This window comes from Bacteroidota bacterium (assembly GCA_036522515.1).
Lineage (GTDB): Bacteria > Bacteroidota > Ignavibacteria > UBA10030 > SZUA-254 > VBOC01.
In genome coordinates, this window is the sequence record DATDFQ010000044.1 from 24,911 (window position 1) to 49,309 (window position 24,399).

Below are 24,399 nucleotides of genomic sequence, written 5' to 3' on the forward strand. Positions count from 1 at the left end.
CGGCTTCGTTGTTTCTGGTCTGGGTATTGACCTCTCGTTCCGCCGCTCTGCGGCGGAATGCATACCGGGACGCTCCGCGTCCCAACCTCGTTGCGGCGCAGAGCGCCGCGGACTGCGTTCCCACGCAGAGCGTGGGAACGAGGGGGGCGGAAAGCTTGGCGGGATGATGGACAGAGATGAAGGCCGCGGATACTCACTATCTCGTCATGCTGACATGCTTCAGGTCAGCATCTTTCAACGCTTTAGAATGATCCCGACCTAAAACATGTCGGGATGACGAGCAGGGATGAAGGTGTGATGCCCTCCTATTTCGGAAGCCCTTGTGAGCAAACCGTTTTCATGGCCTCCACGAACCGGTCCAACTCCGGGATCGTCGTATAGAGGTTCGGCGTAATCCGCAAGCCCCGGAAGTCGTCGAGCGCGAATGTCGTCGTGTAGATCTTATGCTTCTCCATCAGATGCCCCGCGAGCGCCCCCGGCTCGATTCCGATGATTTCCACATTCCCGATCGCGCACGATTGGTCGTCGTCGAATGAGGTATTGATCCGGATTTTCGGTACATCTTTCAGCCGGCTCATCCAGTAGCGCGACAGATACCTCAATCGCGCCTCCTTCCGTTTCGCGCCGACTCCCTGGTGAAAGAGCATCGCCTCGCCGATCGCGAGCTTCGGGGCGGCGCTGTGCGTTCCGATCTCCTCGAATTTTCTGATATCGGGGTTTTCCTTCTCTTCGGCCGCCATCAGGGGCCAGAGTTTTTCGATCTTGTCCCGTTTCACGTATAAGAACCCCGTCCCCTTCGGCGCATAAAGCCATTTGTGCAGGCTCGTCCCGAAATAATCGCACCCCAGATCCGGCTGCCGGAACTCCAGATGCGCGAAGGAATGAGCTCCGTCGACGACGACCTCGATCCCCTTCGACCGGGCGAGTTCGCAGATGGATTTTACCGGCATGATCTGGCCGGTGCTGTTGATGACATGGGAGATGAGGATGAGCCGGGTCTTTGGCGTAATTCCCTTCTCGAACACGTCGACGATATCGCCGAAGCCTTTTGCCGGGACCGGAACCTTGACGAGCTTAAGCGTCACTCCCTCTCTCCGCTCCCGCTGGCGGAGCGACGTCAACATGCGGGGGTAGTCCTGCGTCGTCGTGAGGATCTCGTCCCCTTGCTGGAGCCTCAATCCCATGAGCAATATTTCCAGGGATTCCGACGCGTTTCTCGTGATGGCGATCTCTTCCCGGTCGCACCCGAACATCTCGGCGAGCCCCGTCCGTATGGTTTCCGATTGGGGCTCCAGAATCCTCCACATCGTATAGGCGGTGGCGTCCTCCTGTTCCCAGATGTAACGGACGAGCGCGTCGGTGACGATCCGCGGCGAGGGGGAAACGCCTCCGTTGTTCAAATTGATAATTCCCCGCGTCACGCTGAAGGACTGCTGGATCTCCGACCAGAAATCCTCCTCCGACGCGGCTTGCAGCGGCGAGAGATGCTCGACGCTTTTCGCGGAAATATCAATATCCCTGAGAAGCGCCCCGACCGACGCGTACGAAATCGCGGCTAAACCCAATCCTTTGCCGGCCGAGGAGAGAAAATCCCTCCGCGATTTCCACCCGGGCCTGGCTATGGTCCTGTACCTCATTCAACGATCCTTTCCTCTGAAAATACTCATGAACTTAGCGATGAATGGGGCCAATGTCAACCTCATCTCGTCATCCCGCGACCTGAAGGTCGCGCCTACCGATGCCTCGGTCTCGGTAGCCGCAGCCTTTAGGCTGCGGTCTTTTTCCCGCCATGGCACAGCTCTCCGATCAAAAACCCGCAAGCTAAAGCTTGCGGCTACCTATACCCCGGCCGCAGAGCGGCCGAAAAATGCGGTCCCACGCGGAGCGTGGGAACGAGCAAGAATCTGGAGTAGTCGCTTGGTTTGTTCGGATCGCAGCCACCCGCCGATTGTCATCCTGAGCGCAGCGAAGGATCTCCGAACGCATTGGATCCGAACCGGCCAGATCCTTCGGTCGCTCCGCTTCCTCAGGATGACAGGGGGTTGCTTACGAAAAGGAGGGTGATGAGGTGAGGGAAGGATCCTCGGAGAGGACCCTGCTATACCGGGTCAGTTCGCGCCGGAGCCACCGCTGACCTTCATTCACGCGGCGCCTCGCTTCTTCCACGGCGCAGTCCATGATGTTGGCGATTTCAAAATAAGTAAATTGCTCGATCTCGCAGAGAAGAACCGCCGAACCGTACTCCTCGGGCATCGATCTGATCGATCGCCGGATGAGCCCTTCGAGAAAGGAGACGACAGGTTCCGTCAAAGGATCCGCGGAACTTTCGGGATGCTCGCGATCCGCACTATATCTTGCGCCCCCCGCATCGCCGGCGAAACCCCGGCGCACGCCGGCGCCCATTTCACGGAAGCGAAGAAGCTTTGACCTCAGAGTTTGAAAAAGATAGACGAGGATTTTCTTATCGTCGGGATCATCCGCCCGGGCGCGCGAGGCTTCCCCATACGCTTCGCGGAGGATTAGGCTCGACGCCTCCGAGTTCCCCGTCAGCCAGTTCGCATACGCGTAGAGCGAATCCATATGGGTGATCGCCACCGAATCAAATCGCGGCAATCGGACCGCCCCGTTCACCGAAGCGCTTGCCGAGGTCTTATCGGGAAGTAGTTTACGCATGGTGGTGATGGGTGGAAGATCGACGATCCCGTGATGAAGCGCGATCCTTGACTCGCCTGAGGCGTCCAAGCACCTCGGGGAGGCGGTTCTTCAGGAGCCGCTTCGAGACGAACCGGCTCAGGCCCATTTGGCGGGCCAGATCTCTGTATCCTGCCTCGTCGTGCACATTCACCATGACTAATTTGGATTTCGGGGAGACCCTCTTCAGCGACCGGAATACCTCGGGCCCGGAGACTCCCGGCATGGAAATATCCATGAGAATGAGATCCGGCTTTAGTAATTTAGCCACTTCGATCGTGAGGGTTCCATTGTCCGCTTCCCCCACAACTTCGATGTTCTCCTGACTGTCGAGAAAGGAGCGAAGGCCGGATCGAAACGACGCGTTGTCGTGCGTTATTAAAACTCTTACCGGCCCGGATGAATTCCGCGCAGCTTTCATATCGGTAACCGTAAGTAGTTTGCAATCGAAGGTTGGCCGGAAAACCTCTTCCGGCAGAATGCACCCCAATGATACTATTTTCCCGGGGTCGCGTCAATCGGATATTTTCCGTAATTATTACCCCAAAAAAGTACAGCCAATCACTTAGGCAAATCTCCCCATTGTCCGCTGATCGCGTTTGATTCGCAGATTTGTGAAAATATTTGCACCATTTCGCGGGATTTCGCGGGAAGCGAATGGGTCATTAGGGCGTACTATTCAAACCCTCCCGGACAGAAACGGCAAAAGCCCCCGGGATCGATGCGGGGGCTTTTTGTGAGTGCTGCCGTTGCAAACGGAGCGGTTTCTCGCTACCGGTGAGGATAGGGCGGCACCGGCGGGAAGCTGTAGGGATGCTCCTTGATGTTTTTGAGCGCGACCTCAATCGCCTTGTCAAGCTGGACGTCCTTCCCCGCCATCACGCTCTGGGGATCGTCATCGATTACGATGTCGGGATCGGCGCCATGGTTTTCAATCCACCATTTGCTGTCCGCATTATAGAACGCGTTGTTCGGCTGCTCGACGTGGCCGTTATCGATGGTCGTTTGCGTGTTGAGAATCCCCACCAATCCGCCCCAGGAGGGAACGCCCACGACCGTTCCGAGTTTTCTCGCCTTGAAATTCTCTATGAACGCTTCGCCGTCGGAACCGTTGTTCTCGTTCGAGACCACGACGTAATTTCCGCTCGAGGTGCTCCCCGGATACCGGAAGGGCACCATGTTGGTCAGCACGTTCTGCGCGACCATCTGCCGTTCAAGTTTGTCGATCATGAAGTACTCGGTCCATCCGCCGCTGTTGCGCCTGACATCGATGATGAGCCCCTGCTTGTATCGGAACGCCCGCCAGAACTTGTCGAACTCTCCGATGCCTCCTTCGCCCATCGCGGTGATATGCATGTACCCCAGTTTCCCGTCGCTTGCCTTCAAGACGTGGTCGATATTCGATTTGAGCCACCTGGCGTACCGGAGCGAATTGTCGTTGCGGATCGGCTCGACCTCGTACGTCCTGGACCCCGTCTTCGACGGTCTGTCGTTCACCGTGATTTTGACTTTTTGCCCGCCCGTCACCTGAAGGTATTTGAAGTAATCGTCCGGCGCCTTGATCTCCCTGCCGTCGATCTCGAGCAGATAATCCCCTTCGTTCACCTCGACGTCCGGCCTTGCAAGCGGCGCCGAGAGATTCGCGTTGTATTCGGTCGGACCGTAGACCGTCCCAAAGCGGTAATAGCCGCTCGTCTTGTCTGCCACCAGGTCCGCGCCGAGCCAGCCGGTGTAGAGAGGGGTGGAGATTGATAAATTCGGACCGACATCTCCCCCGCTGATGTACGTGTGTGAAGTGGCGAGCTCTCCGGCGAGCTGTAACATGACCCAGTTCAAATCGTCCCGTGACCCGATCGAGGGAATATAGGAGCGGTACCTGTCTCCGAGCGCCTTCCAATCCTTTCCCTCCATCTTCTCATTGTAGAAGAAATCCCGGTACCAGCGCCACATGTCGTTGAAGATCTGAAGCCATTCCTGCCGGGGATCCGCGTTGTATACCATTGAGGCCAGCGAAAGTTTCGTCCCGGGCGATTTCGATTGGTACGCCTTCTCGACCGAGGTGAGATAATAATCGGAGCCGCTCTGGATGATCATATTTGAACCGTCGGCGGAGAGCTGGCATGCCGCGATCTTGTCGGTTAACTGATTGTCCTTCCGCTCCGAGATATCATAGATGTGAAGCTGCCATTTCGTGGCCCCGGTCGGCTGGAAGATATCTCCGTACTCGGCCGTTGTGAAGCGGTCCACGGACGACCACAACACTTTTCCCTTGCCGGCCCTCAAGTGGAAGAAATTGCCCGAGAGGTTCGGGATGGGGTAGGTCCTCTTGCTCAGCCCTTCGAGATCGATACGGAACTTGCCCCCCTTCGGTTCCTTTCCGCCCGATGTGTCTGCGAACGGCGGCCGCTCGTTTGCCCGAAGCTGCACGACCATCACGTTCTGCGGGGCTGAAACGATATGATTGTCCTCGTAAAAATCCAACTGGATGTCGAAGTTTCGGCTCGAGAGGTAGTACAGGTAATCCCCTTTGGCGTCGAAGCAGGGACTGATGTTGTCGTAGAAATCGTCCGTCACGGCCTGCTTCTTTCCCGTCTCGGTATCGAAGAGGAAGATCCGGCTGTTCTTATTGTATTCGACGAAGCTGTAGCAGATCCACCTGCTGTCGGGCGACCAGTTGTAGTCGCTGATCTCCCAGTAGAACTCGTCGTTCTTCAGCTGATTTGATTGATCCACGGTAACGAGCTTCTTGGTGGCGACATCGACATAATAGATGGTGAAGTTCTTGTTGCCGAAGAGAAGCTTCTTCCCGTCGGGCGACCAGAGGGGATGGTAGTTCGTCCGGTTCAACGTCGTCGTGAGCTGCGTCCAGGAACCTCCGCCCACCGGTTGCGTGTAGAGCTCATACTCCCCGGACTTGTCCGAAAAGAACGCAACCGATTTGCCGTCGGGAGAAATCGCGGGATACATCTCGCGTGTTCCGGGTGTTTCCGAGATGTTCGGGATCTGCGGCTTGTCGGATTTCACGATAAACACGTCGCCCCGGGCTTCGATCGCGGCGGTTTTCCCGTCGTTTGCGGCGTTCATCGAGTGGATGTAGTCCTTCGGGTTCAGCGCTCTCGGTCTGAGAGTCCATTCGTCGGAGGGAACGGTGATCGAAAGCTTCTTCACGGCACCGCTCGCCACATTCAGGAGGTGCGCATACCCGTCATGCATAAAGACGATGTTTTCCCCGTCGGTGGACGGCATCATCACGTCGACGTCGTCGTAGGCGGTCAGGGGCGCGATCGTTTTCGACCGCAAGTCCATCTTGCACAGGTTCGAAACCTTGTTTGATTGGTCGGAAACATAATACATCGCATCACCGATCCACATCGGATAGACGTTCTTTCCGACATATGAGGTGACCGGGGTAAAGATGTTCGCCCGGAAATCATACATCCAGATGTCCGGATAGTCGCCGCCTGTATATCGCTTCCTGTTATATTCCTCGTCCTCTCTCCGCTGATAAAGGATTTTCGTGCCGTCTTTTGAGAAGCTGCATAACCGGGCACGATCGATCGGAAAGCGGTCGGGAGCGGACCCGTCGCGATCCACGAAGTAAAGATTCGGGTCGCGGCCTATGTAGTTCTCGATATAGGAGCGATATACGACACGCTTGCCGTCGGGCGTCCAGCAAACCGTCTGAACTCCTCCCGGCGCATAGGTAATCCGCTTCGGGTTTCCCCCGCCTGCGGGCATGACATAAATGTTCGTCGATCCGTCGTACGTGCCGGTGAACGCGATCGACTGTCCGTCAGGCGAGAACTTCGCCGAATACTCGTTTCCCGGGAAGCTCGTAATCCGCGCCGCGAGTCCTCCGCTGGCGCTCGCCCGCCAGAGATCACCCTCATACGAGAAGACGATCGCGTCCCCGTGAATGTCGGGGAAGCGCATGAACCGCGCCTCCTTTTGCGCGAACAGAAGCTGGGTCGTTCCGAGAATGAGTGCGATTGACAGAAATTGGAATCTATTGGACATGCGTTACTCCTATTGACAGAATTGAGGTGACTGACCACTGAACAGGTTGACAGCGACGCGAGCAGAAAGAAGGAAGGAGGTTTTCAGGAGGTTCAATTCCGCGCTAATTCATACCGCAACTTCCACCGCCGCAGCAATCACCCTGGCCGCACGACTCCGGGGCCGATGAGTTTGCTTTCGTTGAAACCCCGGCCGCGGACATCAGTTTCTTATAGCTCGAAGATTTACACGATGGGCAAACGATATCCTCAACAATTTCGCGGCCCTTATGATAGATATCGTACATCGTTTCACACGATGCGCATTTATATTCGTAGACGGGCATAGGTTCAAATCCTCTTTTCTCATCAATTACAGGCAAACCTCTTATCAATATTCAAAATCATGGCGAAAAACACAAACCGGCCGGTGGATAGGTAGTTCCTCAGCCTGGCCGTCTTCCTCCCCAGCTCGTCATGCTGATATGCTCCTGGTCAGCATCTTTCAACGCTTTTAGCCGCGACCTTCAGGTCGCGGGACGAGTAGGAAGCGAAATTCAGCCAGCACCATATTTCTTGACTTAAAATAAGGATTTTCTTATTTTAATTTATCGTATATTTTTAAAATAAGACAATGCATGTTTTCATTCGACTGTTGAACACGTGATCCTGGAAAAATTCACCGCGGGCACCTATACACGGCAATTCGGATATAGGAGCTTCTCGCCGAGTCGCCTCAACGTCGAGTGGACCTGGTCAGACCCGAAGGTCAACGCACTACTCGCAGAGGCGAACCGCATGTTGGGCGAGCTCAACGCGTTCTCTTCCCACGTCCCCGATATCGAGCTTTTCATCAGGATACACGTGATCAAGGAAGCTACCACCTCCAGCCGGATAGAGGGGACCCGGACCGAAATGGAAGATGCGGTTATGAAAAAGTCGGACGTGGATGCCGAGAAGAAGGACGAATGGCAGGAGGTACACAACTACAGCCGGGCGATGAATTACGCCATTAGGAGGCTCAAAGATGTTCCGATTTCAACAAGGCTGCTGAAAGAAACGCACAAGACTTTGATGGCGGGAGTTCGGGGGAAAAGGAAACTCCCGGGTCAATACCGGAGGAGTCAGAATTGGATCGGAGGGGCTAACCCTCAGGATGCCGTTTTTGTTCCACCGCACCACACCGAGGTGCATTCTCTGATGAGCGATTTGGAGAACTTCCTCCATAATGATCAGCTCCAAATGCCCCACCTCATGAGAATCGCCATGGCACATTATCAGTTCGAAACGATCCACCCGTTTCTCGACGGAAACGGCAGGCTTGGCCGGCTCCTCATCACACTCTACCTTGTCAGCAACGACATCTTGTCGAAACCGGCTCTGTACCTCTCCGCTTACTTTGAAAAGCACAAAGCCACCTACTTTGACAATCTCATGCGCGTGCGGACTGCAAATGATCTCCTTCAATGGATAAGGTTCTTTCTTGTCGCCGTAACCGAGACGGCAAGGCAGGGGACCACAACCTTAAAGAAGATCCTGGCTCTCCGTGAGAATATTGAATCAAACCGACTTCCGACGCTTGGAACGAAACTCCCCCGGGCACGAAGGCTCCTCACCCATCTCTATAAGTCGCCACGACTCACCACGGCAGATGTCGCCGGCACATTGGACGTCACGCCCGCGACGGCAAATGCGTTGATCCGCGATTTTGTGAAGCTTGGAATATTGAGTGAAACTACTGGTGGTAGGAGGAACAGGATTTTCACATTCCACGAGTATCTGGACTTGTTCTGAGATTTCGGAAGAGATCGCAAATGAGCGCGCACATGAAAGGCCCTCAGCGGAGAAGGGAGATCGCCACTGGCGGTAAAGTCCGGGGGGCAGATATCTATCAGCTCAAGATTGCTATCGAAGACTGTTCGCCGCCCATCTGGCGCCGTTTGCAAGTTCCCGGATATGTCACTTTCGCCCAACTCCACCGCATCATACAATCCGCCTTCATGTGGTCGGACGCCCATCTTCATGAATTTCGTATCCACGATCGAATTTTCAGTGCGCCGAGTGCGGACTATATCCACTCTGTTATCGACGAAAGAACTGTGATACTCGCGAAAGAAATCCAAAAGGAGAAGCTGCGTTTCACATATACATACGATTTTGGGGATTCATGGGACCACGGGATCACCGTGGAGAAGATCTTCGCGCCCAGGCCTGGATGCCATTACCCCACCTGCGTTGCGGGAAAAAGGCGCACCCCACCGGAAGACTGCGGGGGACCGGGAGGGTATCACAATTTGCTCGGGGTGCTCGCAAACCCGCATCATCCCGATTTTCACGAATTGAATGAGTGGGTCGGACCATATTTTAGGCCCGATGAAGTCGATCTGGAGTATGTGAACAGCGAATTGAAGCGAATGAAATTCCGGAAGCGGATCAAGCCAAGCGCAACGTAGGGTGGTTGCACGCGCAGACCTCGTTCAACGCAGGATCCAATTCAACTCTCTAACCAACATTTTGTCCGCGCGATTTCAAACCTGCCAGCATCCTGTCATACGTCGGCGTTGGAACGTGGAGCTCTCTTCCTTCCGCCGCCACATAACCGGTCAATGACTCCACCTCCGTCCTGTTCCCCTTCTGAAAATCGTCACGCATCGAGGAGCTGGACTCATACGGGAGCGACGTCGATTTCGCCAGTGTCGACTGAACGATGTCCTCCGGAAGCGGGATCCCCTTCGCATCTGCCACGGCCTTCAGTTCCTTTATCAGGTTCAGAAGCACTTCTTTCTGTTCTTTGTCTTCGAGAATGTCCCCGATCGGAAGATCGAGGTAGGAGGTGAGGGTGCCAAACGGTGAAATGAACAGGAATTTCTCCCAGATCGTCTGTGTGATGTTCCCGGACACTTTTGCATTGATGCCCGCCGATGTCAGGAGCGTTTCAATCTCCTGAAGCTTGCCGGGAGCTTCATTCTCCGAACCAATATAGAGCCTCCTGAGTGTGCCGGACTGCCTGACGACCCCGGGCGCGATCAACCTCGAAATAATATAGATGCAGCCCTCCCACACCCGGGCGTCCGGAAATACTCTGCTGATTCTCTCCCTGGCATCGACGCCGTTGAGGAACGGGAGTATTACGGTATGATCGGTGATGCAGGGTCTGAGAAGTTCAAGGCTCGATTCCAGGTCATAGCTTTTCACACAGCAGATCACGAGGTCGACAACTCCCAGTTCCTCAGGCCGGCTTGTGATTCTCGAAGGATGCGATATTTGCTCGCCTTCGGGTGTGATCAGTTTCAGACCGCCCGACCGGATGGCCCGCTCATGATCCCCCCTCGCGATAAACATGATCTCCGCTGCATCGGAGCCGGCGTACCGGGCCGCCAGCTTCCCTCCGAGGTACCCGCCCACGCCTCCCAATCCGAGGATTGCCACTTTGAGCTTTTGACCCATCAGGTCCTTTCGCAATCCCCGGGTCGATTCGTGGAACTATTGAGTAAAATCCCAGAGGACATTGATGACTTTCCATTCCCCGTCCATCTTGCCCATCTGTACATAGTCGATGAATTTGAACTTGTTGGTGACCACCTTTGCGGTCGCGATCTTCCCCTGAATATCGTAAATAATTACCTGTCCTCTAAACGGTTGATCGGGATTGAGGACATTCGTATTCCGGTTGTGTTTCGTGGCGAACAAGAGCTCCGACGCGCCCATGTTCTTCACCATGAAATTCCCCAGCGTGTCTTTTATGACGATTCTCTTGGCAAGCTCGGGAGAGACTCCCTTTGACACTCTCTGCCAATCTGCATTGTAATAACCCTCGACGTAGTTGAGGGCGGCTTCTCTGATGGCAGCCGAATCATTCACCTGCGCCTTCGCCGGCAGGAAGGCGAGAAGTCCAAACAAGAGAGCTGCAAACATTGTTGTGCTACGCATGCGTCACGTCTCCTTCACATGATTGGATGATAAACAAGAGGAGCGGTTCCTCCTGCCTCTTCTTAACATACCAAAGGGTTTAGACCCGAAACAGACTCAGTTGCTGAAACTTGCGACCGCATCAGTTGGCCGGTGGTGTCGCAGATTGGCGGTGATCCTCTCAAACTCGTCATGCTGACATGCTCCTGGTCAGCATCTTTCAACTCTTTTAGAAAGATCCCGACCTGAAACATGTCGGGATGACGGCAAAACATGAAAATGCGCCTCTACCCGTCACTTGGTAGTGGGGGAATTTCAACAGCCGAGCCGAAAACCCGCAGCCTAAAGGCTGCGGCTACCAAGCCCGAGGCATCGGTAGCCGCGACCTTCAGGTCGCGGGACGCAAAGACAACGAAAATCAGCAAGTACCCGTCACTTGGGTTTATTGACACTCAGGCGATTTCTCAATACATTTACCGGTTATCCCGAACAACTAACCCCCCTCATCAAAACTATCTCAGGGAGACCTATCATGAAAACTGGACCATCTAACCCATTGCTGCTGGCGACATTTCTGACCTTCGCTGTGTTGATAACCGGACTCTGCTCCTGTGCCGACAACAGCGGATACACGAAAGAAATGCAGGCGAAGATTGATTCCATGCAAACGGTTCTGAAAACAATCGCCGACGGCAATGCGACGCTCGAGAAAAACCTCGCAACATTTGACACGCTCGATTATACTGTGTTCAGCAATCAGGAATGGGTCCGGTTGCATGAAAGCCATTCGGCTGACATCGTGGTAAACTGGCCCGACGGTCATCACACGAATGGAATCGAAAAACACATCGAAGATCTCAAAGCGATGTTCGTCTACGCCCCTGACACGAGACTAAAGGAACATCCGATCCGGATCGGCTCGGCCAACGGAGAATGGACCTGTGTCGAGGGCATCATGGAGGGAACGTTCACCAAACCGATGCCTGTCGGCAAGGGGAAATCCATCAAGCCGACCGGGAAGGCGTTCAAGCTCCCCATGTGCACGATCGGCCACTGGAAAAACGGTGTGATGATAGAAGAATCGTTGTTCTGGGATAACCAGACGTATATGGCTCAAATAGGTTTAGCGAAGTAAACGCGCCTCACTCCTTCCGGGCCCTTACTCAAAAAAAGCCCCGCCTTTCGAGCGGGGCTTTTTTTATAGGCACAGGCTCAGCTCACTCCTTGGACGATTCAAACCAAGGGCCGAAGTCGTCATGGATGAACTCCTTCGTCCCTTTCCGGCCTGTCAGAATCAATGAAAGAGGGCCGCCTTCCCGTCCGAGGCGAACCGTTATGTCAAAGAAGGGGCAGCAGAGCTTTTCCTGTATCGCCCATTCGGAGACAAGATCGAATGTCTTCCGGTCCGGCGGAAAATCGATCGCATATCCGTCCTTCAGTTCCCGGATGCCGGTGCTGAGCTTGCGGAGCATCGGACCCAGCTCATCGAAGTGGCGCTTCCTCTCCGCAGGCGAGAGTGCTTCCGGAACACAGGCAAACGGGGTCTCGGTTTTCGCCTTCTGCTTTCCCTCCGACGGCCACAGAGCGAACGCGTCTCCCGGGACGGTTGCATGATCCCGGGAATTAGTCGATTTTGCCCCGGCGATGAGTGCAAGGGTGAGGGCTAAGAGTGATGGGATTACTGATAGGTTCTTCATGGCTTTAATTCCTTTATGAAAGGTGATAATATTCTCGTTCCACCGCTCCGCGGTGGAACGCCTGTTTGGGCGCTCTGCGTCCCGACTATCCTGCGGCGCAGAGCGCCGCGGACTGCGTTCCCACGCAGAGCGTGGGAACGAGGAGCAGACAAATTTGGGGAAACCGCTCGAGGGTCTAGATCCGAAGGTTCAGAGTGAGGATCTCCACTCCCACATCGGGCGACGGAGGAACATTTTTCCATTCGACGAGTTGGGGTTGGAGGAGAGCTGATTGGCACCCGGGAAGAAGGGTTACGGGCTGCAACGGCTGGGGAACGCCGATCCGCAGTTGCTCGGATACGGACGTGAACGGAACGACCGAATGGCAGCAGGGCAGCGGCCTTTGCGCCGGACTTGATTTCGTGCTGCAAAGAGTGTTCCGGGCATTGCATCCCCTCGCTTCCTTGCAGCAGTCAACCATCCGGCCCACCGTCCGCGCGAACCGGTGGATCGTCACCGTGCAAGCCAGAAAATTTGCGCTAGGTTGCGCGCTCCCGAACAGAAGGCAGAGCAGTATGGGGATGCGCAAGTACTTGTTCCGGTACGCCATGCTGAAAGAACCCGCTTTCGCGAAGAAAAGTTTCAATCCGGAGAGCTCACGACCTCCAGAGATATGACATCTTCAGGAAGAGTCCCTGCCGCATCACGAGAAGCCTGTCGCTCGGGACATAGTCTGTCCCGTCCCAGCTCACCTTGTCAAAGATCGATCCATATCCTATGAACACGGCTGTCCCGGGGATATAGGTGAAGGAGGCGAGAAAGTCGTTCGTAAACTCGCTCCGGTAGTCATTGTACTGGCCGATCGCGCGAAAGAAGAGATATTGATTTACCTGATAAGTCAGTTTGACGCGGGTGATTCCATAGGAGTAGAGCTTGGTGTCGACGGCGTCCGGGTAGAAATCCGTATAGATGTAGCTTCCCTCGGCAAGGAAGTTCTCCGATGGCTGGAGCGTGAGGACCGCATTCACGACGTTGCTTTTTCCCTGCTCCGGCGTCGGGTAATAGATCGCCCTGATGCGCCGGTACAGGAGCGTCATCGCAACCTGTTTGGTGATCTGTCCCTTCAATTGCGTGTGTACGCCGCTCGTCTGAAAGAGTTCGCCGTTGAAGACCTCGGTGGAGTAGTTGAAGCGGGTTCTGTAAAGCCAATTCCCTGAAAAGAAAATGTTAAAGGCGAAATCGTCCGAAGTTTCCCAGAGCCCGCTCGGCCGGTCTTTCGTGCCGCCCGGTGAGAGTTCGAGTTCGATCCGCTGGAAGAATTTCGAGTCCGGATAGAACTTCGGCCGGACGAATCCTATAAAGTTGACCACGCCGGTTCTTGTGATATATCCCATATCGGCTCGAAAATTCTCCGACACCTCCCGGAAATTAAGATTGTAATCGAGATTGCGCGTCCCGCTTGAGAAGCGCGCCCCGAGCGTGTTCCCTTCGACCGGTGAGCCCGCCGGATCGTCCTTCGCCCACGAAAGAAACCCGTTGCTCTCCAGAACGCCCGCGTCCGACACCCTGTACTGTTCGTCAAACCCGCCCACTCTATTATAGCCATGCTCCAGTTCTCTCCCCGCGTAGAGAAAACCGGCGTAGCTGTCGCTTGAAAGGGTCCGTTTGTATCTCAGAACCGGCACATGGATGTATCTTCCCATCGTGGGACGGTCGGGTTCAAGAACCTCGTCCATCGCATAGAGAGCCGCGAGGGTATTTCCGTTTCCGACCTTCCCGGTCAGCTTCGTGCCCAGAAACGGATCGGCGATTGTCCGGGAATAGTAGATCGTCGGATCGAGTAGATTCGCGTTCGCCCCGATATTGAAATTGTCCTGCCCCTCGAGAAAGAAGGGGCGCTTCTCGGGATAGAAGAGGCTATAGCGCAAATTGATATCCACCTGCCCCGCGTCCGATTCCACCTGGCTGAAGTCGGGGTTGAGGGTTCCGTCGAGGATCAGGTCCGTCGTGATTCCGTACTTCGTCGTCAGGCTCGCATTCCCTTCCTGTTTATCGCGAACGAGATCCGTGCCCTGGCGTACATTCTGACGGGTCGCGGTGACTGCCGGAAGGATCTCCACAAGCTTGTAGTGTTCGATGCCGGGATATTCAAGCGGGTACATCTCGGTGAGAAGCGCGAAACCCTTCGCAGGATCGAGCCGCGGAAACGAGCTGTGCTCAGAGCGGCGGCTGATGAATCGCTCCAGAATGACTTCCATCACCGTCGGGTCGTCGTTCGCATACCGGAGGCTTTTCAGCGGGAGCTGCACTTCCACGGTGTACCCGATGGAATCGAGCTTCCCCGCGCTGTACCAGACGTAGTCGGGACTGAAATCTTCTATGCCTGCCGCGAAGCGGCTGTCTGCCTGAATCCCCAGGGGGTTGACATAGAAGGCGTTCAAGCCCTGCTGGTCGTTGGCGGCGTCGAGGTTGATGCAAATGAAGTCGTCTCCCGTGATTTTATCGCGTGGCGAGACCGAGGCTTTGATTTTTCCCGGATCGTCGTAACAGCGGAACGCAAAGTAGATATTCTGCCGGTCGTACGCGAGCGCCACGTCCGTCTGCTCCTTCGGAACGATGTCGTAGTCGGGGGCAAACGTCTTGAAGCCGCCAACGTGCGGGGCAAGGTTCCAGACAGGTTCGTCCAGGATGCCGTCGATGACCGGCGGAGTTGCCACAAGCACCGGATGGAGCGCGTCGAAGCGGGGGGGAGCTGGAATCACGCTATCGCCGGGCGGGAACCAGCGCGCTTCGAGAGTCGTGATGAAAAGAAAACAGGCTGCAGCCGATATGACCACAGAGCCGGCGCGGGTTCGTAACCTGGGGGTCATGAGTCTCTCCGTCTTCACAATGTTTCGGAACAGCCTTCGGGTGAACCCGCGACAGCCTGGTGATCGCGCATCGAAGGATAGATTTGATGGTCAGCCCGCAAACGGCATATTTCTCCGGGCAGGATCTTCTCCCGCCGGTGCAGGCATATGCTTACTTGATACGAGAGAAATTTGCATTAGTTCCGCCCATCCCGGGTAGGGAGGGCCAAAATCGAGTTCATCCAATGCCGTGGATCCTCTTTTCTCCCCATCCCGGCATGTTCCAAGGCCGGGATGGTGTTTGGTTCCCGGAACTGCATGAAAATAAGATTAAAACTTTTTCAAAAATCCCCGCCTCCGGGGATTCCCGGTTCTCATTTTTCTCATCTGAACCCCTTAGAAAATCGTGAATGTTTACGAGTGGGGCCTTTAAAAGAAATTGGAAATCTAAAAAAGATAGCCGGATTTCAAAACGCCCTCTTTTCTGCCAATATTCTAATCGCACTTTTTCTAAAATCAATTCCGCGCGGGAGCCTTCACCTTCCCATTCACCCGCATTAATCTGATGAACTTTTGAAATTCGATGCCTGTTAGGGACGAATAGAGGGCGGCAATTCAGTTCTCTTGCGGCCCGAGGAGGGAGAGGGCGACATCTCCCGTACGCAATGTTGATGCAAATGTCGCGATGGCTTTTACCCTAGTGCTCGAGTAAATTTTGCTGTATCGTATTGAGCTTCTCTCCACCGCGATACTCCCGGCTCGCGGATGGAGTGGGGCTATTGGCTCTTTGTTCTTAAGTGTAAAGCGGAAACGCGCACAGTCTCCCGATCACAACTGCGGTTTCGCGGAACTTATGGAAGAAAGCAATCCTTTACACAGGGTAAGACAATTACGCGGCAACGGATCCAGGATGGGGGAAGCCGTACAGGAGCGTCCCCGTCTGACCGTGGTGTCAAAACACCGCGGTGATGGCGACCCGTTCGATCCCTCCTCCTACACACTTGCCGGCTCAGGGATCCATCCTTCGAACGGCAGCACCGCCGATCGCCCCAGGGTACAGGGGAAGTTCATCTTTGCCGGCCGTGAGAAACTGTATGTCAGGGGCGTGACATACGGGACATTTCGCCCCAACAGCGATGACGAGGAGTTTCCGGTCCGGCGGGTGGTAGACCGCGATTTTGCCCTGATGGCGGATAACGGCGTCAACGCCGTCCGCACCTACACACCTCCTCCAATCTGGTTGCTCGACATCGCGCAACGGCGCGGCCTTCGGGTGATCGCCGGGCTCCCGGTCGAGCGGTCGGTGGCCTTTGTCGACTACCGGAAGTGCGCGCGTTCCATCGAGCAGATGGTCCGGACCGAAGTTCGCTTGCGCGCCGGCCACCCGGCGATCCTCTGCTATACCATCGGCAACGAAATCCCGGCTTCGATCGTCCGCTGGCATGGTGCCGGTAAAGTGGAACACTTCCTCGAACGGCTCTATTATAGCGCGAAGGGGGAAGATCCTGAGGGGCTCGTCACCTACGTCAATTACCCTTCTACCGAGTATCTCCAGCTTCCGTTCCTCGATTTCGTCTGTTTCAATATCTATCTCGAATCCCAGAAGGCCCTGGAACCCTACATTGCCCGATTGCATAATATCGCCGGCGACCGGCCGGTCGTCATGGCCGAGATGGGGCTTGATAGTCTGAGAAACGGCGAAGAGGCTCAGGCGGAGAGCGTGGATTGGCAGGTCCGGTGTTCATTTGCCGCGGGCTGCGCCGGAGTATTCGTGTACGCCTGGACCGACGAGTGGTTCCGGGGAGGGGCTGAAGTGACGGACTGGAGTTTCGGATTGACCGACCGGGATCGGAACTCGAAACCCGCTCTTGCCGCGGTGCGGCGGGCATTCGCCGAAGTGCCGTTTGCGAAGGACATTCGATGGCCGCGTGTTTCGGTGGTCGTGTGCAGTTACAACGGCGCCCGTACCATCCGTGATTGCCTGGACGGCCTGCAAAACCTCGACTACCCTGATTTCGAGGTGATTGTCGTAAACGACGGATCCACCGACGACACTGCGCGCATCGCCCGTGAATACGACTGCCGCGTCATCAGCACTCAAAACCGCGGGCTCAGCAGCGCCCGGAACACGGGATGGAGAGCGGCCACCGGAGAAATAGTCGCTTATATCGACGACGACGCCTACCCGGATCCCGACTGGCTGCATTACCTGGCGGTGACGTTTCTGAACCCGAGTTATGCAAATGACGCCGCGGTCGGCGGTCCCAACATTTCTCCCTCGACCGACGGTTCGATCGCCGAGTGTGTCTCCCATGCCCCCGGGGGGCCGACGCACGTATTGCTCTCCGACCGCGTGGCGGAGCATATTCCGGGGTGCAATATGTCGTTCCGCAAGAGTTGTCTGAGGGCGATCGGCGGATTCGATTCGATGTTTCGCGTGGCGGGCGACGACGTGGACGTCTGCTGGCGCCTGCAGCGATATGGCTGGACTCTGGGCTTCAGCCCCGCCGCAGTCGTCTGGCACCACCGGCGTAATTCTGTACGCGCCTATCTCCGGCAGCAGAAGGGGTACGGAAAGGCCGAAGCGCTCCTTGAGAAGAAGTGGCCGGAGAAATACAGCATTGCCGGCTACGCCAAATGGACCGGACGGGTCTACGGGGTCCCGTACATTCATTGGCGCAACGGGCGCATCTACCACGGCACGTGGGGGCTGGCTCCGTTCCAGTCCCTCTATGAACCCGCCCCGACTCTCATCGACGCGCTGCCGATGATGCCCGAGTGGTACCTTCTCATCACGGTCCTGGGAGTTCTATCGTTGCTCAGCCTTCACTGGCCCCCCCTCAGGCTTAGTTTTCCCCTGCTGGGAGTGGCTGTTGCGGCTCCGATGGTGCAGGCCACGCGAAGCGCAATTCGCGTTTCGTTCACGCATTCACCCCTTTCGCGCTTCGGCAGGGCAAAACTACGGGCCCTGACGGCAATTCTCCATGTCCTGCAGCCCGCGGCTCGTTTATGGGGGCGCCTGCGTCAGGGACTTACAATCTGGCGCAGCCGGGTCGTTTGTGGATACGCAATCCCGCGGCCCTGGCTTGCAAATATCTGGAGCAAACACTCTCTGGCGGTGGAAGAACGGCTGCGTTCCCTGGAATCGGGAATACGCCGTTTCGGCGCCCTCCCCAGGCGGGGAGGGGAATTCGACCCCTGGGATCTGGAAGTGCGGGGAGGATTGCTGGGCTCCGCCCGGATGTTTGTCGCAGTCGAGCATCACGGCGACGGCCAGCAGCTCCTGCGAATCCGGTCGTGGCCGCGGTGTTCCATTGTGGGTTTGGTTTTGACCGCGGTGTTCACGGTGATCACTCTCGATGCCATCGAAGATAAGAGCTGGATCGCCGTGGCGGTCCTCGGATCGATCAGCCTCGCGCTCATATCGTTCACCCTCCGGGAGTGTGCCGCGGCTACCGCCGCGTTCCTGAGCGCCGTCAGAAAAATAGAACAGGAAGAGCGCGATGACGCCTGACCGCAGCAACCTGCAGCTTTACCGGCGGTTGTGGAAGCAGGCGTTTCCCTACTGGCGGTACCTGCTTGCCATCCTCTGCCTGAGCTTGTTGTCGCCGCCGCTGGCGCTGCTCACCCCGCTCCCCCTGAAGATCGCCGTGGACAACGTCATCGGGAAACGCCCGCTCTCCGGTTTCCTCGATACGGTTTTGCCGGAGTATTTGAAACAACCCGGTACCGGGTTGCTCCTGTTCGTCGTAGGGCTTCTCATCGGAGTCGCCGCGTTGAGCCAGGCGAGGGACTACGCGAATTCCCTCCTCACGACATATGCCGGTGAAAAGATGTTGCGCGGGTTCCGCGCGCAGTTGTTCCGGCACGTGCAGCGCCTGTCGCTTTCCTATCATGACACGAAAGGGACGGCGGATTCGACCTATCGCATCCAGTATGACGCTTCCGCCATCCAGAACATCACGGTCGAAGGGCTGGTCCCCTTCATGACTTCGTCACTCACGCTCCTCTCGATGGTCTATGTGACGACGAGGATCAATTGGCAGCTCGCCTGCGTGGCGCTTGGCGTCTCACCGGTGATTTACTTCGTCTCCCGGGCCTACCGCAGGCGGCTTCGGAGCCAGTCGAGGGAGGTCAAACGAATCGAAAGCTCGGCCCTCTCGGTGGTGCACGAAGTACTCGGCGCCGCGCGCGTCGTGAAAGCGTTCGGCCAGGAAGATCGAGAGGAGGAGCGATTCGTCTCAAAATCGAATGAGGGCATGCGGGCACGCATTTACCTCGCCTTCGTGGAAGGAGGCTACGGGATGCTCGTGGCTCTGATTATGGCCTTCGGAATGTCTGGCGTTCTTTTTATCGGAGTAAGTGAGATCGATTCGGGCACGATGACGTTGGGCGAGCTCCTGCTGGTGATGGGATACCTGTCGCAATTATCCGTGCCGCTGAAAAACATCAGCAAGAAGGCGGCCAGCATGCAGAATTACCTGGCCAGCGCCGAGCGCGCGTTCGCGCTTCTGGATGAATTGCCCGACGTTGTCGAACGCCCGAACGCTCTTCCTCTTTCGCGCGCCGCGGGTGCGATCTCGTTCCGCGACGTCTCCTTTTCCTATCAGAATGATCGCCCAATCCTCCGGGAACTCTCCTTCGACATCCAGCCGGGAACCTGCGTGGGGATCTCGGGAGTGACCGGCGCCGGAAAAACGACCCTTGTGAATCTGCTCAATCGTTTCTACGATCCGCGGGCAGGCAAAATTCTTCTCGATGGCGTCGATCTGCGGGACTACAACCTGGGAGACCTGCGAAACCAGTTCGGGATGGTCCTTCAGGAGCCGGTCCTTTTCTCGACGAGCATCGCCGAGAATATTGCGTACGCAAGGCCTGACGCGGGGGAGGAGGAAATTATCCGGGCTGCGAAAGCCGCCAACGCGCACGAGTTCGTGACCCGGCTCCCCGGGGGATACGACACGCTCGTCGGCGAGCGAGGCATGCTTCTCTCCGGCGGCGAGCGCCAGCGGATTTCGATCGCCCGCGCGTTTCTCAAGGACGCTCCGATTCTGATCCTCGATGAACCGACGGGCTCTGTCGACATCAACACCGAGGCCGCAATCGTGGACGCGATGCGGCGGCTCACCCGCGGACGAACGACGTTCATCATCGCGCACCGGCCGGGCACTCTGAGCAACTGCCAGCTGATCCTGAGAATCGAAGGCGGATACGTCAGGACCATTGATGCCGCTTCTTACCCGGATCTCGAAGAGCTGCTCATCTCAAAACCAAAAGAGAGAAGAGAGGTGAAGGAAGCCCATGTCTAAGCCCGTAACCAACGAAGCTCTCCCTCCGGATTTGAGGGAGCACCGGGCGGTCGTCGCCTGGAATCGAATCAACCCCGGCGGGGACGAGCCGGCCGCGATCGAGGTTCTGAAACTGAGAAACAAGTCGGCTGTTTACAGGATGGCGGGGATCGGACCGAGCGGATCGGCGGTCATCGCAAAGCGGTGTCTGGCCGCCACGGCGCGGATCGAGCATATGATCCACAGCGAATTCCTCGCGCGCCTGCCGATCGGCGCACTGCAGTGTTACGGGTTCCTCGAAGAAGACAGCGGGGAGTTCTGCTGGCTCTTCATGGAGGAAGCCACGGGCGAGGCGTACTCTCCGCTCGACTCGGGGCACCGTGCGCTGGCGGGAAACTGGCTCGCGACGGTACACGCCGCGGCAGCCGGCGCAGGTCTTGAGCGTTTCCTTCCGGCGCGCAATCCGATCCATTACCTGGGCCTCCTGAAAGCCTCGCGCGATGTGTTTCTGCGCCATCTCTCCAACCCGGCGCTTCCCGCCGACAATATTCGGACTCTTGACGCGATGATCTCGCATTGCGATGCGATGGAATCAAACTGGCCCGAGGTGGAAGATCGTTGTTCCGAGATGCCGCAAACCCTGGTCCATGGAGATTTTGTGATCAAGAATGTCTGTATCCGCACGACTCCGGAGCTGGCGCTCGTCACCTTCGACTGGGAGGCGGCGGGGTGGGGCGTTCCCGCCGCGGATTTTGCCCAGTTTACGGGCCGGACCGTCAGTCCGGATCTCACGGTCTATTATTCGGCGATGAAGGCGTCGCAATGCGAGCTGGCTCCCCTGGCCATCCAACGCCTCGCGGAGTATGGAAAACTCTTTCGATTGATCGACGACATGTACTGGGTTTCGCAGAGCATGGAGTTTGATAAGCATGAGTTCCTGGTGAAGCCAATTTCCTATCTGATGAGTTACGACAGGCGGATGGTCGAAGCGTTGAAAACAATGAACTGGACCAGGGGCGAACCGCTCTTAAGTCAGGCGGCCTCATGATTCAAAACCTCAAAGGATTGCTCGAGAATGTGCGCCAGCCGGGCGTCAGCGAGCTTTGCAGGTTGCTTGGCGAGCTGCTGGAAGCGCCGGACCTGTCTTACCGCCTGATTGGATGGGAGAGCCTGCAATTGCCGAACCCCGCGGTGTTTCGCCTCCGGTTCGAATGCGGGGCGGAGGTCCGGTCTCTGATCGTCAAGCGGCTGGAACCGCGGATCGGCCAACGGAACGAGCTTGCGATGAAGCGATGGTTGCCGGCGGTGGGGCTGGCTGAGAACGTCCCCGCCCTTCTCGGGATCGCAGCGGAACGGAACGGCCTGTGCGTGTGGCATGTCTATGAAGACCTGGGAGCTTCGCCTCTGGCGCCGGAGGTGACCGATTGGCCCCGGGTGGAGGCAGTGATCGATCTGATCGCGAAGATTCACCGCCGGTTTGCGGATCACCCTCTCCTGCCCGAGGTCCGTCTCCATGGCGGAGATTTGGGGATCCAATTCTATACGTCGAACGTGAAGGACGCGATTCACTGTCTCGAGGCGATCGGATCGCCGGAGGCGCAGGGGGTGACCCCGCAGCTCCGGTCCCTGTGCGACCGGCTGCTAGACAGGCTGCATCTCCTGATGAAGGAGGGGCCGGAACGCGCGAATCTTCTGGCACAGCTCGGGGGTCCGGAAACCCTCCTCCACGGAGACCTCTGGACGTCCAACACGTTCGTCGTTCCGGGTGAAACCGGTTTGCAGGCGCGGCTCATCGATTGGGACCATGCCGCCGCCGGGCCCGGGAGTTACGATCTCTCGACCTTTCTGCTGAGGTTTCCCCGCGAGCACCGGCAGCGGATCTTCGAGCTCTATCTCGGAGCGGTCAGGCGCATCGACTGGGCGATCGCGCGGCCGGAAGATCTTAACCGGCTCTTCGAGACGCACGAGCTCGCAAGAATCGCAAACCGGATCATCTGGCCGGCGATTGCCGTAATCCGGGATCGCGCGGAGTGGGGATTTGAGATGCTCGCAGAAATCGAACGATGGTTCGAGACGATGGACCAGGCGTTCGTCGAGTACAACGAAACCAGCACTGAGGAGGTCATGTCGCTATGAAATATCTCATCGTCAACGCGGATGATTTCGGGGCGAGTTACGGCATCAACCGGGGAATTCTCGAGGCGCACCAGCGCGGCATCCTGACCAGCGCCAGCCTGATGGTGCGTTCGCGGTGGAGCAGCGATGCCGCCGCACTAAGCCGCACGGTCCCCGAAATGAGCCTCGGATTGCACATCCAGCTCGCCGAAAACTTCGGAGACTGCCTGTTCGACATGGGGGAGGGCCTCGCAAAGGAATTGCGCGCTCAGTATTACCAGTTCATGGAACTGACCGACAAGTCGCCGACGCACATCGACTCCCACAACAACGTCCACCGGCATCCGGAGGCGCTGGCGCAGTTTCTCCGCTTTGCGGGGGAGTACGAACTGCCCCTGCGCGAGTACTCGTCGGTCCGCTGCCTCTCGAAATTTTGCGGGCAATGGGGCGGACTCCCGCACCCGGAGCAAATCAGCGTGGAGAATCTGACTCGAATCCTGGAAACGGATGTCCCGGAGGGGATCACCGAGTTAAGGTGTCATCCAGGCTATGTCGACAAGGATTTCGCATCCGACTATTCACTCCATCGTGAAATTGAATTGCGGACCCTGTGCGACCCGCTCATTCGCAGCGCCCTGGCCGAACAGTCGATCGTGCTTGTCAATTACAAGGATTACGCCCTGCTCGCCCCGATGGCCGCGGCGTGATCAAGGAGCAGCATGTCTCTCGTAGTCCTATCAGCCTATAATGTCGTGAACTTCCCCGACGGGGGCGGGCATTTCTGGGTCTACATGCAATACGTGCAGGGGCTGCGCCGGCTGGGATACGATGTCTATTGGATGGAAGAGTTCCGCCCGACGGGCGATCCGGAGCAGGACGCGCTCCTCCTTTCCACCTTCTCCGCACGGATGGAGCGATTTGGCATCGGCGGAAATCTGCTCCTCTACGTCGACACAAGCACGGCGGCCTCCCGGGGCGGCGCCATCGAATTCCTCGGACGGAACCGCTCCGAGGCCGAGGCCATCATCGCCCAGGCCTCGCTTCTATTCAATTTCCACTACGCCATCAACCCGGCCCTTCTCGCGCTCTTCAAGCGCTCCGCCCTCATCGACATAGACCCGGGGTTGCTCCAGTTCTGGATCAGCAGGGGCCAGTTGAGAGTCCCGCGTCATACTCTTTACTTTACCATCGGGGAAACCGTCGGGAGATCGGGGGCCATGGTTCCGGACTGCGGTCTCCGGTGGAACCATATACACCCCCCCGTATCCCTCGAGCAATGGCCGTACGTGTTCGACCCGGCGGCGGACGTCTTCAGCACGGTTTCCAATTGGGATGCGGACGACTGGGTGGTGGACAACGGCGATTCGTTCGAAAACACGAAACGCGTCGCCTTCCTGAAGTTTGCGAGGATGCCCCGCCTGACGAGTCAACCGTTGGAGCTTGCGCTTTTTATGGGGACTTTGAAAGACGAGGAAGAACGCCGGGAGCTCGAAGAACGGGGATGGCGGATACGCCAGTCCCGCGAAGTCGCGGACACTCCCGAAAAGTACCAAACATACATTCAGCGCTCGCGGGGAGAATTCAGCTGCACGAAACCGTCCTACGTGAAGTTCCGCACGGCCTGGGTCAGCGACCGTACGCTCTGTTATCTCGCCAGCGGCAAGCCCGTGGTGGTCCAGGACACGGGACCGAGTTCCTTCCTGCCGAACGGTGAAGGGATGTTCCGCTTCTCGACGGCTGAAGAGGCGGCGCAGGCGCTCGAGATCATTAATTCCGACTACGAGCGGCACTGCCGCGCCGCCCGGAGACTCGCGGAGACCTATTTCGACGCAAATCACGTGGCCGGAAAAATATTGGAGTATTCTCTCCAGTGAGC

At 57.0% G+C, this 24,399-nt stretch carries 18 protein-coding genes; 9 read left to right on the top strand and 9 right to left on the bottom strand.

Annotated elements, in window-relative coordinates; all coding sequences use genetic code 11:
- Nucleotides 1-305: 305 nt before the first annotated feature.
- The 4 genes from VI215_08380 to VI215_08395 all read right to left on the bottom strand — a co-directional run bounded on the left by VI215_08380 (nucleotide 306) and on the right by VI215_08395 (nucleotide 6,708).
- Nucleotides 306-1,637, bottom strand: coding sequence for an aminotransferase class V-fold PLP-dependent enzyme (locus tag VI215_08380; GenBank protein ID HEY6192322.1), 1,332 nt, complete (start codon nucleotides 1,635-1,637; stop codon nucleotides 306-308).
- A 409-nt stretch (nucleotides 1,638-2,046) separates the two neighbouring features.
- Nucleotides 2,047-2,673 (bottom strand): hypothetical protein, encoded by a 627-nt coding sequence (locus VI215_08385; protein ID HEY6192323.1) that lies wholly within the window; start codon nucleotides 2,671-2,673, stop codon nucleotides 2,047-2,049.
- Nucleotides 2,666-3,112, bottom strand: a complete 447-nt coding sequence (locus VI215_08390) for a response regulator transcription factor (protein HEY6192324.1) — start codon at nucleotides 3,110-3,112, stop codon at nucleotides 2,666-2,668. The genes VI215_08385 and VI215_08390 overlap by 8 nt, the downstream gene beginning before the upstream one ends.
- Before the next feature lie 350 nt (nucleotides 3,113-3,462).
- Nucleotides 3,463-6,708, bottom strand: coding sequence for a S41 family peptidase (locus VI215_08395; protein HEY6192325.1), 3,246 nt, complete (start codon nucleotides 6,706-6,708; stop codon nucleotides 3,463-3,465).
- 641 nt (nucleotides 6,709-7,349) lie between these two features.
- Between VI215_08395 and VI215_08400 the strand changes: the two genes are divergently transcribed.
- Together VI215_08400 and VI215_08405 are read left to right on the top strand one after the other, a co-directional pair.
- Nucleotides 7,350-8,480 carry a Fic family protein gene (locus tag VI215_08400; protein ID HEY6192326.1) on the top strand — a complete coding sequence of 377 codons (1,131 nt, stop codon included), beginning with the start codon at nucleotides 7,350-7,352 and terminating at the stop codon, nucleotides 8,478-8,480.
- A 32-nt stretch (nucleotides 8,481-8,512) separates the two neighbouring features.
- Nucleotides 8,513-9,139, top strand: a complete 627-nt coding sequence (locus VI215_08405; protein HEY6192327.1) for a plasmid pRiA4b ORF-3 family protein — start codon at nucleotides 8,513-8,515, stop codon at nucleotides 9,137-9,139.
- A gap of 49 nt (nucleotides 9,140-9,188) precedes the next feature.
- On the opposite strand, the gene VI215_08410 is transcribed toward VI215_08405, so the two are convergent.
- The gene (locus tag VI215_08410; GenBank protein ID HEY6192328.1) at nucleotides 9,189-10,133 is read right to left on the bottom strand and encodes a 2-dehydropantoate 2-reductase; all 945 of its coding nucleotides are present in this window, start codon (nucleotides 10,131-10,133) and stop codon (nucleotides 9,189-9,191) included.
- A gap of 36 nt (nucleotides 10,134-10,169) precedes the next feature.
- Entirely contained in the window at nucleotides 10,170-10,616 is a 447-nt protein-coding gene (locus VI215_08415; protein HEY6192329.1) for a nuclear transport factor 2 family protein, read from the bottom strand.
- A gap of 511 nt (nucleotides 10,617-11,127) precedes the next feature.
- On the opposite strand from VI215_08415, the gene VI215_08420 reads away from it, so the two are divergent.
- A complete protein-coding gene (locus VI215_08420) occupies nucleotides 11,128-11,730 on the top strand; it encodes an ester cyclase (GenBank protein HEY6192330.1) in 603 nt (200 codons plus the stop codon).
- Nucleotides 11,731-11,812: 82 nt separating this feature from the next.
- Here the strand turns inward: VI215_08420 and VI215_08425 are convergent, their stop codons facing one another.
- From VI215_08425 to VI215_08435, 3 genes are all read right to left on the bottom strand, one after another.
- Nucleotides 11,813-12,292 carry a hypothetical protein gene (locus tag VI215_08425; GenBank protein ID HEY6192331.1) on the bottom strand — a complete coding sequence of 160 codons (480 nt, stop codon included), beginning with the start codon at nucleotides 12,290-12,292 and terminating at the stop codon, nucleotides 11,813-11,815.
- 175 nt (nucleotides 12,293-12,467) lie between these two features.
- The gene (locus tag VI215_08430) at nucleotides 12,468-12,917 is read right to left on the bottom strand and encodes a hypothetical protein (GenBank protein ID HEY6192332.1); all 450 of its coding nucleotides are present in this window, start codon (nucleotides 12,915-12,917) and stop codon (nucleotides 12,468-12,470) included.
- A gap of 10 nt (nucleotides 12,918-12,927) precedes the next feature.
- Nucleotides 12,928-15,141 carry a DUF5916 domain-containing protein gene (locus VI215_08435; protein HEY6192333.1) on the bottom strand — a complete coding sequence of 738 codons (2,214 nt, stop codon included), beginning with the start codon at nucleotides 15,139-15,141 and terminating at the stop codon, nucleotides 12,928-12,930.
- 889 nt (nucleotides 15,142-16,030) lie between these two features.
- Between VI215_08435 and VI215_08440 the strand changes: the two genes are divergently transcribed.
- The 6 genes from VI215_08440 to VI215_08465 are packed head-to-tail and all read left to right on the top strand — an operon-like array spanning nucleotide 16,031 to nucleotide 24,397.
- Entirely contained in the window at nucleotides 16,031-18,634 is a 2,604-nt protein-coding gene (locus VI215_08440) for a glycosyltransferase (GenBank protein HEY6192334.1), read from the top strand.
- Nucleotides 18,624-20,429 (top strand): ABC transporter ATP-binding protein, encoded by a 1,806-nt coding sequence (locus VI215_08445; protein HEY6192335.1) that lies wholly within the window; start codon nucleotides 18,624-18,626, stop codon nucleotides 20,427-20,429. Before VI215_08440 ends, VI215_08445 begins: the two co-directional genes overlap by 11 nt.
- Nucleotides 20,422-21,456: a phosphotransferase gene (locus VI215_08450; GenBank protein HEY6192336.1), complete on the top strand. Its 1,035-nt coding sequence runs from the start codon at nucleotides 20,422-20,424 to the stop codon at nucleotides 21,454-21,456. The genes VI215_08445 and VI215_08450 overlap by 8 nt, the downstream gene beginning before the upstream one ends.
- Entirely contained in the window at nucleotides 21,453-22,544 is a 1,092-nt protein-coding gene (locus tag VI215_08455; GenBank protein HEY6192337.1) for an aminoglycoside phosphotransferase family protein, read from the top strand. Before VI215_08450 ends, VI215_08455 begins: the two co-directional genes overlap by 4 nt.
- Complete coding sequence (locus VI215_08460; GenBank protein HEY6192338.1) at nucleotides 22,541-23,230, top strand: ChbG/HpnK family deacetylase; 690 nt, start codon at nucleotides 22,541-22,543, stop codon at nucleotides 23,228-23,230. Before VI215_08455 ends, VI215_08460 begins: the two co-directional genes overlap by 4 nt.
- Before the next feature lie 12 nt (nucleotides 23,231-23,242).
- The gene (locus tag VI215_08465; GenBank protein ID HEY6192339.1) at nucleotides 23,243-24,397 is read left to right on the top strand and encodes a glycosyltransferase; all 1,155 of its coding nucleotides are present in this window, start codon (nucleotides 23,243-23,245) and stop codon (nucleotides 24,395-24,397) included.
- Nucleotides 24,398-24,399 lie beyond the last annotated feature (2 nt).

Excerpts from the sequence above, each read along its gene's own strand:
- VI215_08380 (HEY6192322.1), bottom strand. The coding sequence starts at position 1,637 with ATGAGGTACAGGACCATAGCCAGGCCCGGGTGGAAATCGCGGAGGGAT.
- VI215_08385 (HEY6192323.1), bottom strand. The coding sequence starts at position 2,673 with ATGCGTAAACTACTTCCCGATAAGACCTCGGCAAGCGCTTCGGTGAAC.
- VI215_08390 (HEY6192324.1), bottom strand. The coding sequence starts at position 3,112 with ATGAAAGCTGCGCGGAATTCATCCGGGCCGGTAAGAGTTTTAATAACG.
- VI215_08395 (HEY6192325.1), bottom strand. The coding sequence starts at position 6,708 with ATGTCCAATAGATTCCAATTTCTGTCAATCGCACTCATTCTCGGAACG.
- VI215_08405 (HEY6192327.1), top strand. The coding sequence starts at position 8,513 with ATGAAAGGCCCTCAGCGGAGAAGGGAGATCGCCACTGGCGGTAAAGTC.
- VI215_08410 (HEY6192328.1), bottom strand. The coding sequence starts at position 10,133 with ATGGGTCAAAAGCTCAAAGTGGCAATCCTCGGATTGGGAGGCGTGGGC.
- VI215_08415 (HEY6192329.1), bottom strand. The coding sequence starts at position 10,616 with ATGCGTAGCACAACAATGTTTGCAGCTCTCTTGTTTGGACTTCTCGCC.
- VI215_08420 (HEY6192330.1), top strand. The coding sequence starts at position 11,128 with ATGAAAACTGGACCATCTAACCCATTGCTGCTGGCGACATTTCTGACC.
- VI215_08425 (HEY6192331.1), bottom strand. The coding sequence starts at position 12,292 with ATGAAGAACCTATCAGTAATCCCATCACTCTTAGCCCTCACCCTTGCA.
- VI215_08435 (HEY6192333.1), bottom strand. The coding sequence starts at position 15,141 with ATGACCCCCAGGTTACGAACCCGCGCCGGCTCTGTGGTCATATCGGCT.
- VI215_08440 (HEY6192334.1), top strand. The coding sequence starts at position 16,031 with ATGGGGGAAGCCGTACAGGAGCGTCCCCGTCTGACCGTGGTGTCAAAA.
- VI215_08445 (HEY6192335.1), top strand. The coding sequence starts at position 18,624 with ATGACGCCTGACCGCAGCAACCTGCAGCTTTACCGGCGGTTGTGGAAG.
- VI215_08450 (HEY6192336.1), top strand. The coding sequence starts at position 20,422 with ATGTCTAAGCCCGTAACCAACGAAGCTCTCCCTCCGGATTTGAGGGAG.
- VI215_08455 (HEY6192337.1), top strand. The coding sequence starts at position 21,453 with ATGATTCAAAACCTCAAAGGATTGCTCGAGAATGTGCGCCAGCCGGGC.
- VI215_08460 (HEY6192338.1), top strand. The coding sequence starts at position 22,541 with ATGAAATATCTCATCGTCAACGCGGATGATTTCGGGGCGAGTTACGGC.
- VI215_08465 (HEY6192339.1), top strand. The coding sequence starts at position 23,243 with ATGTCTCTCGTAGTCCTATCAGCCTATAATGTCGTGAACTTCCCCGAC.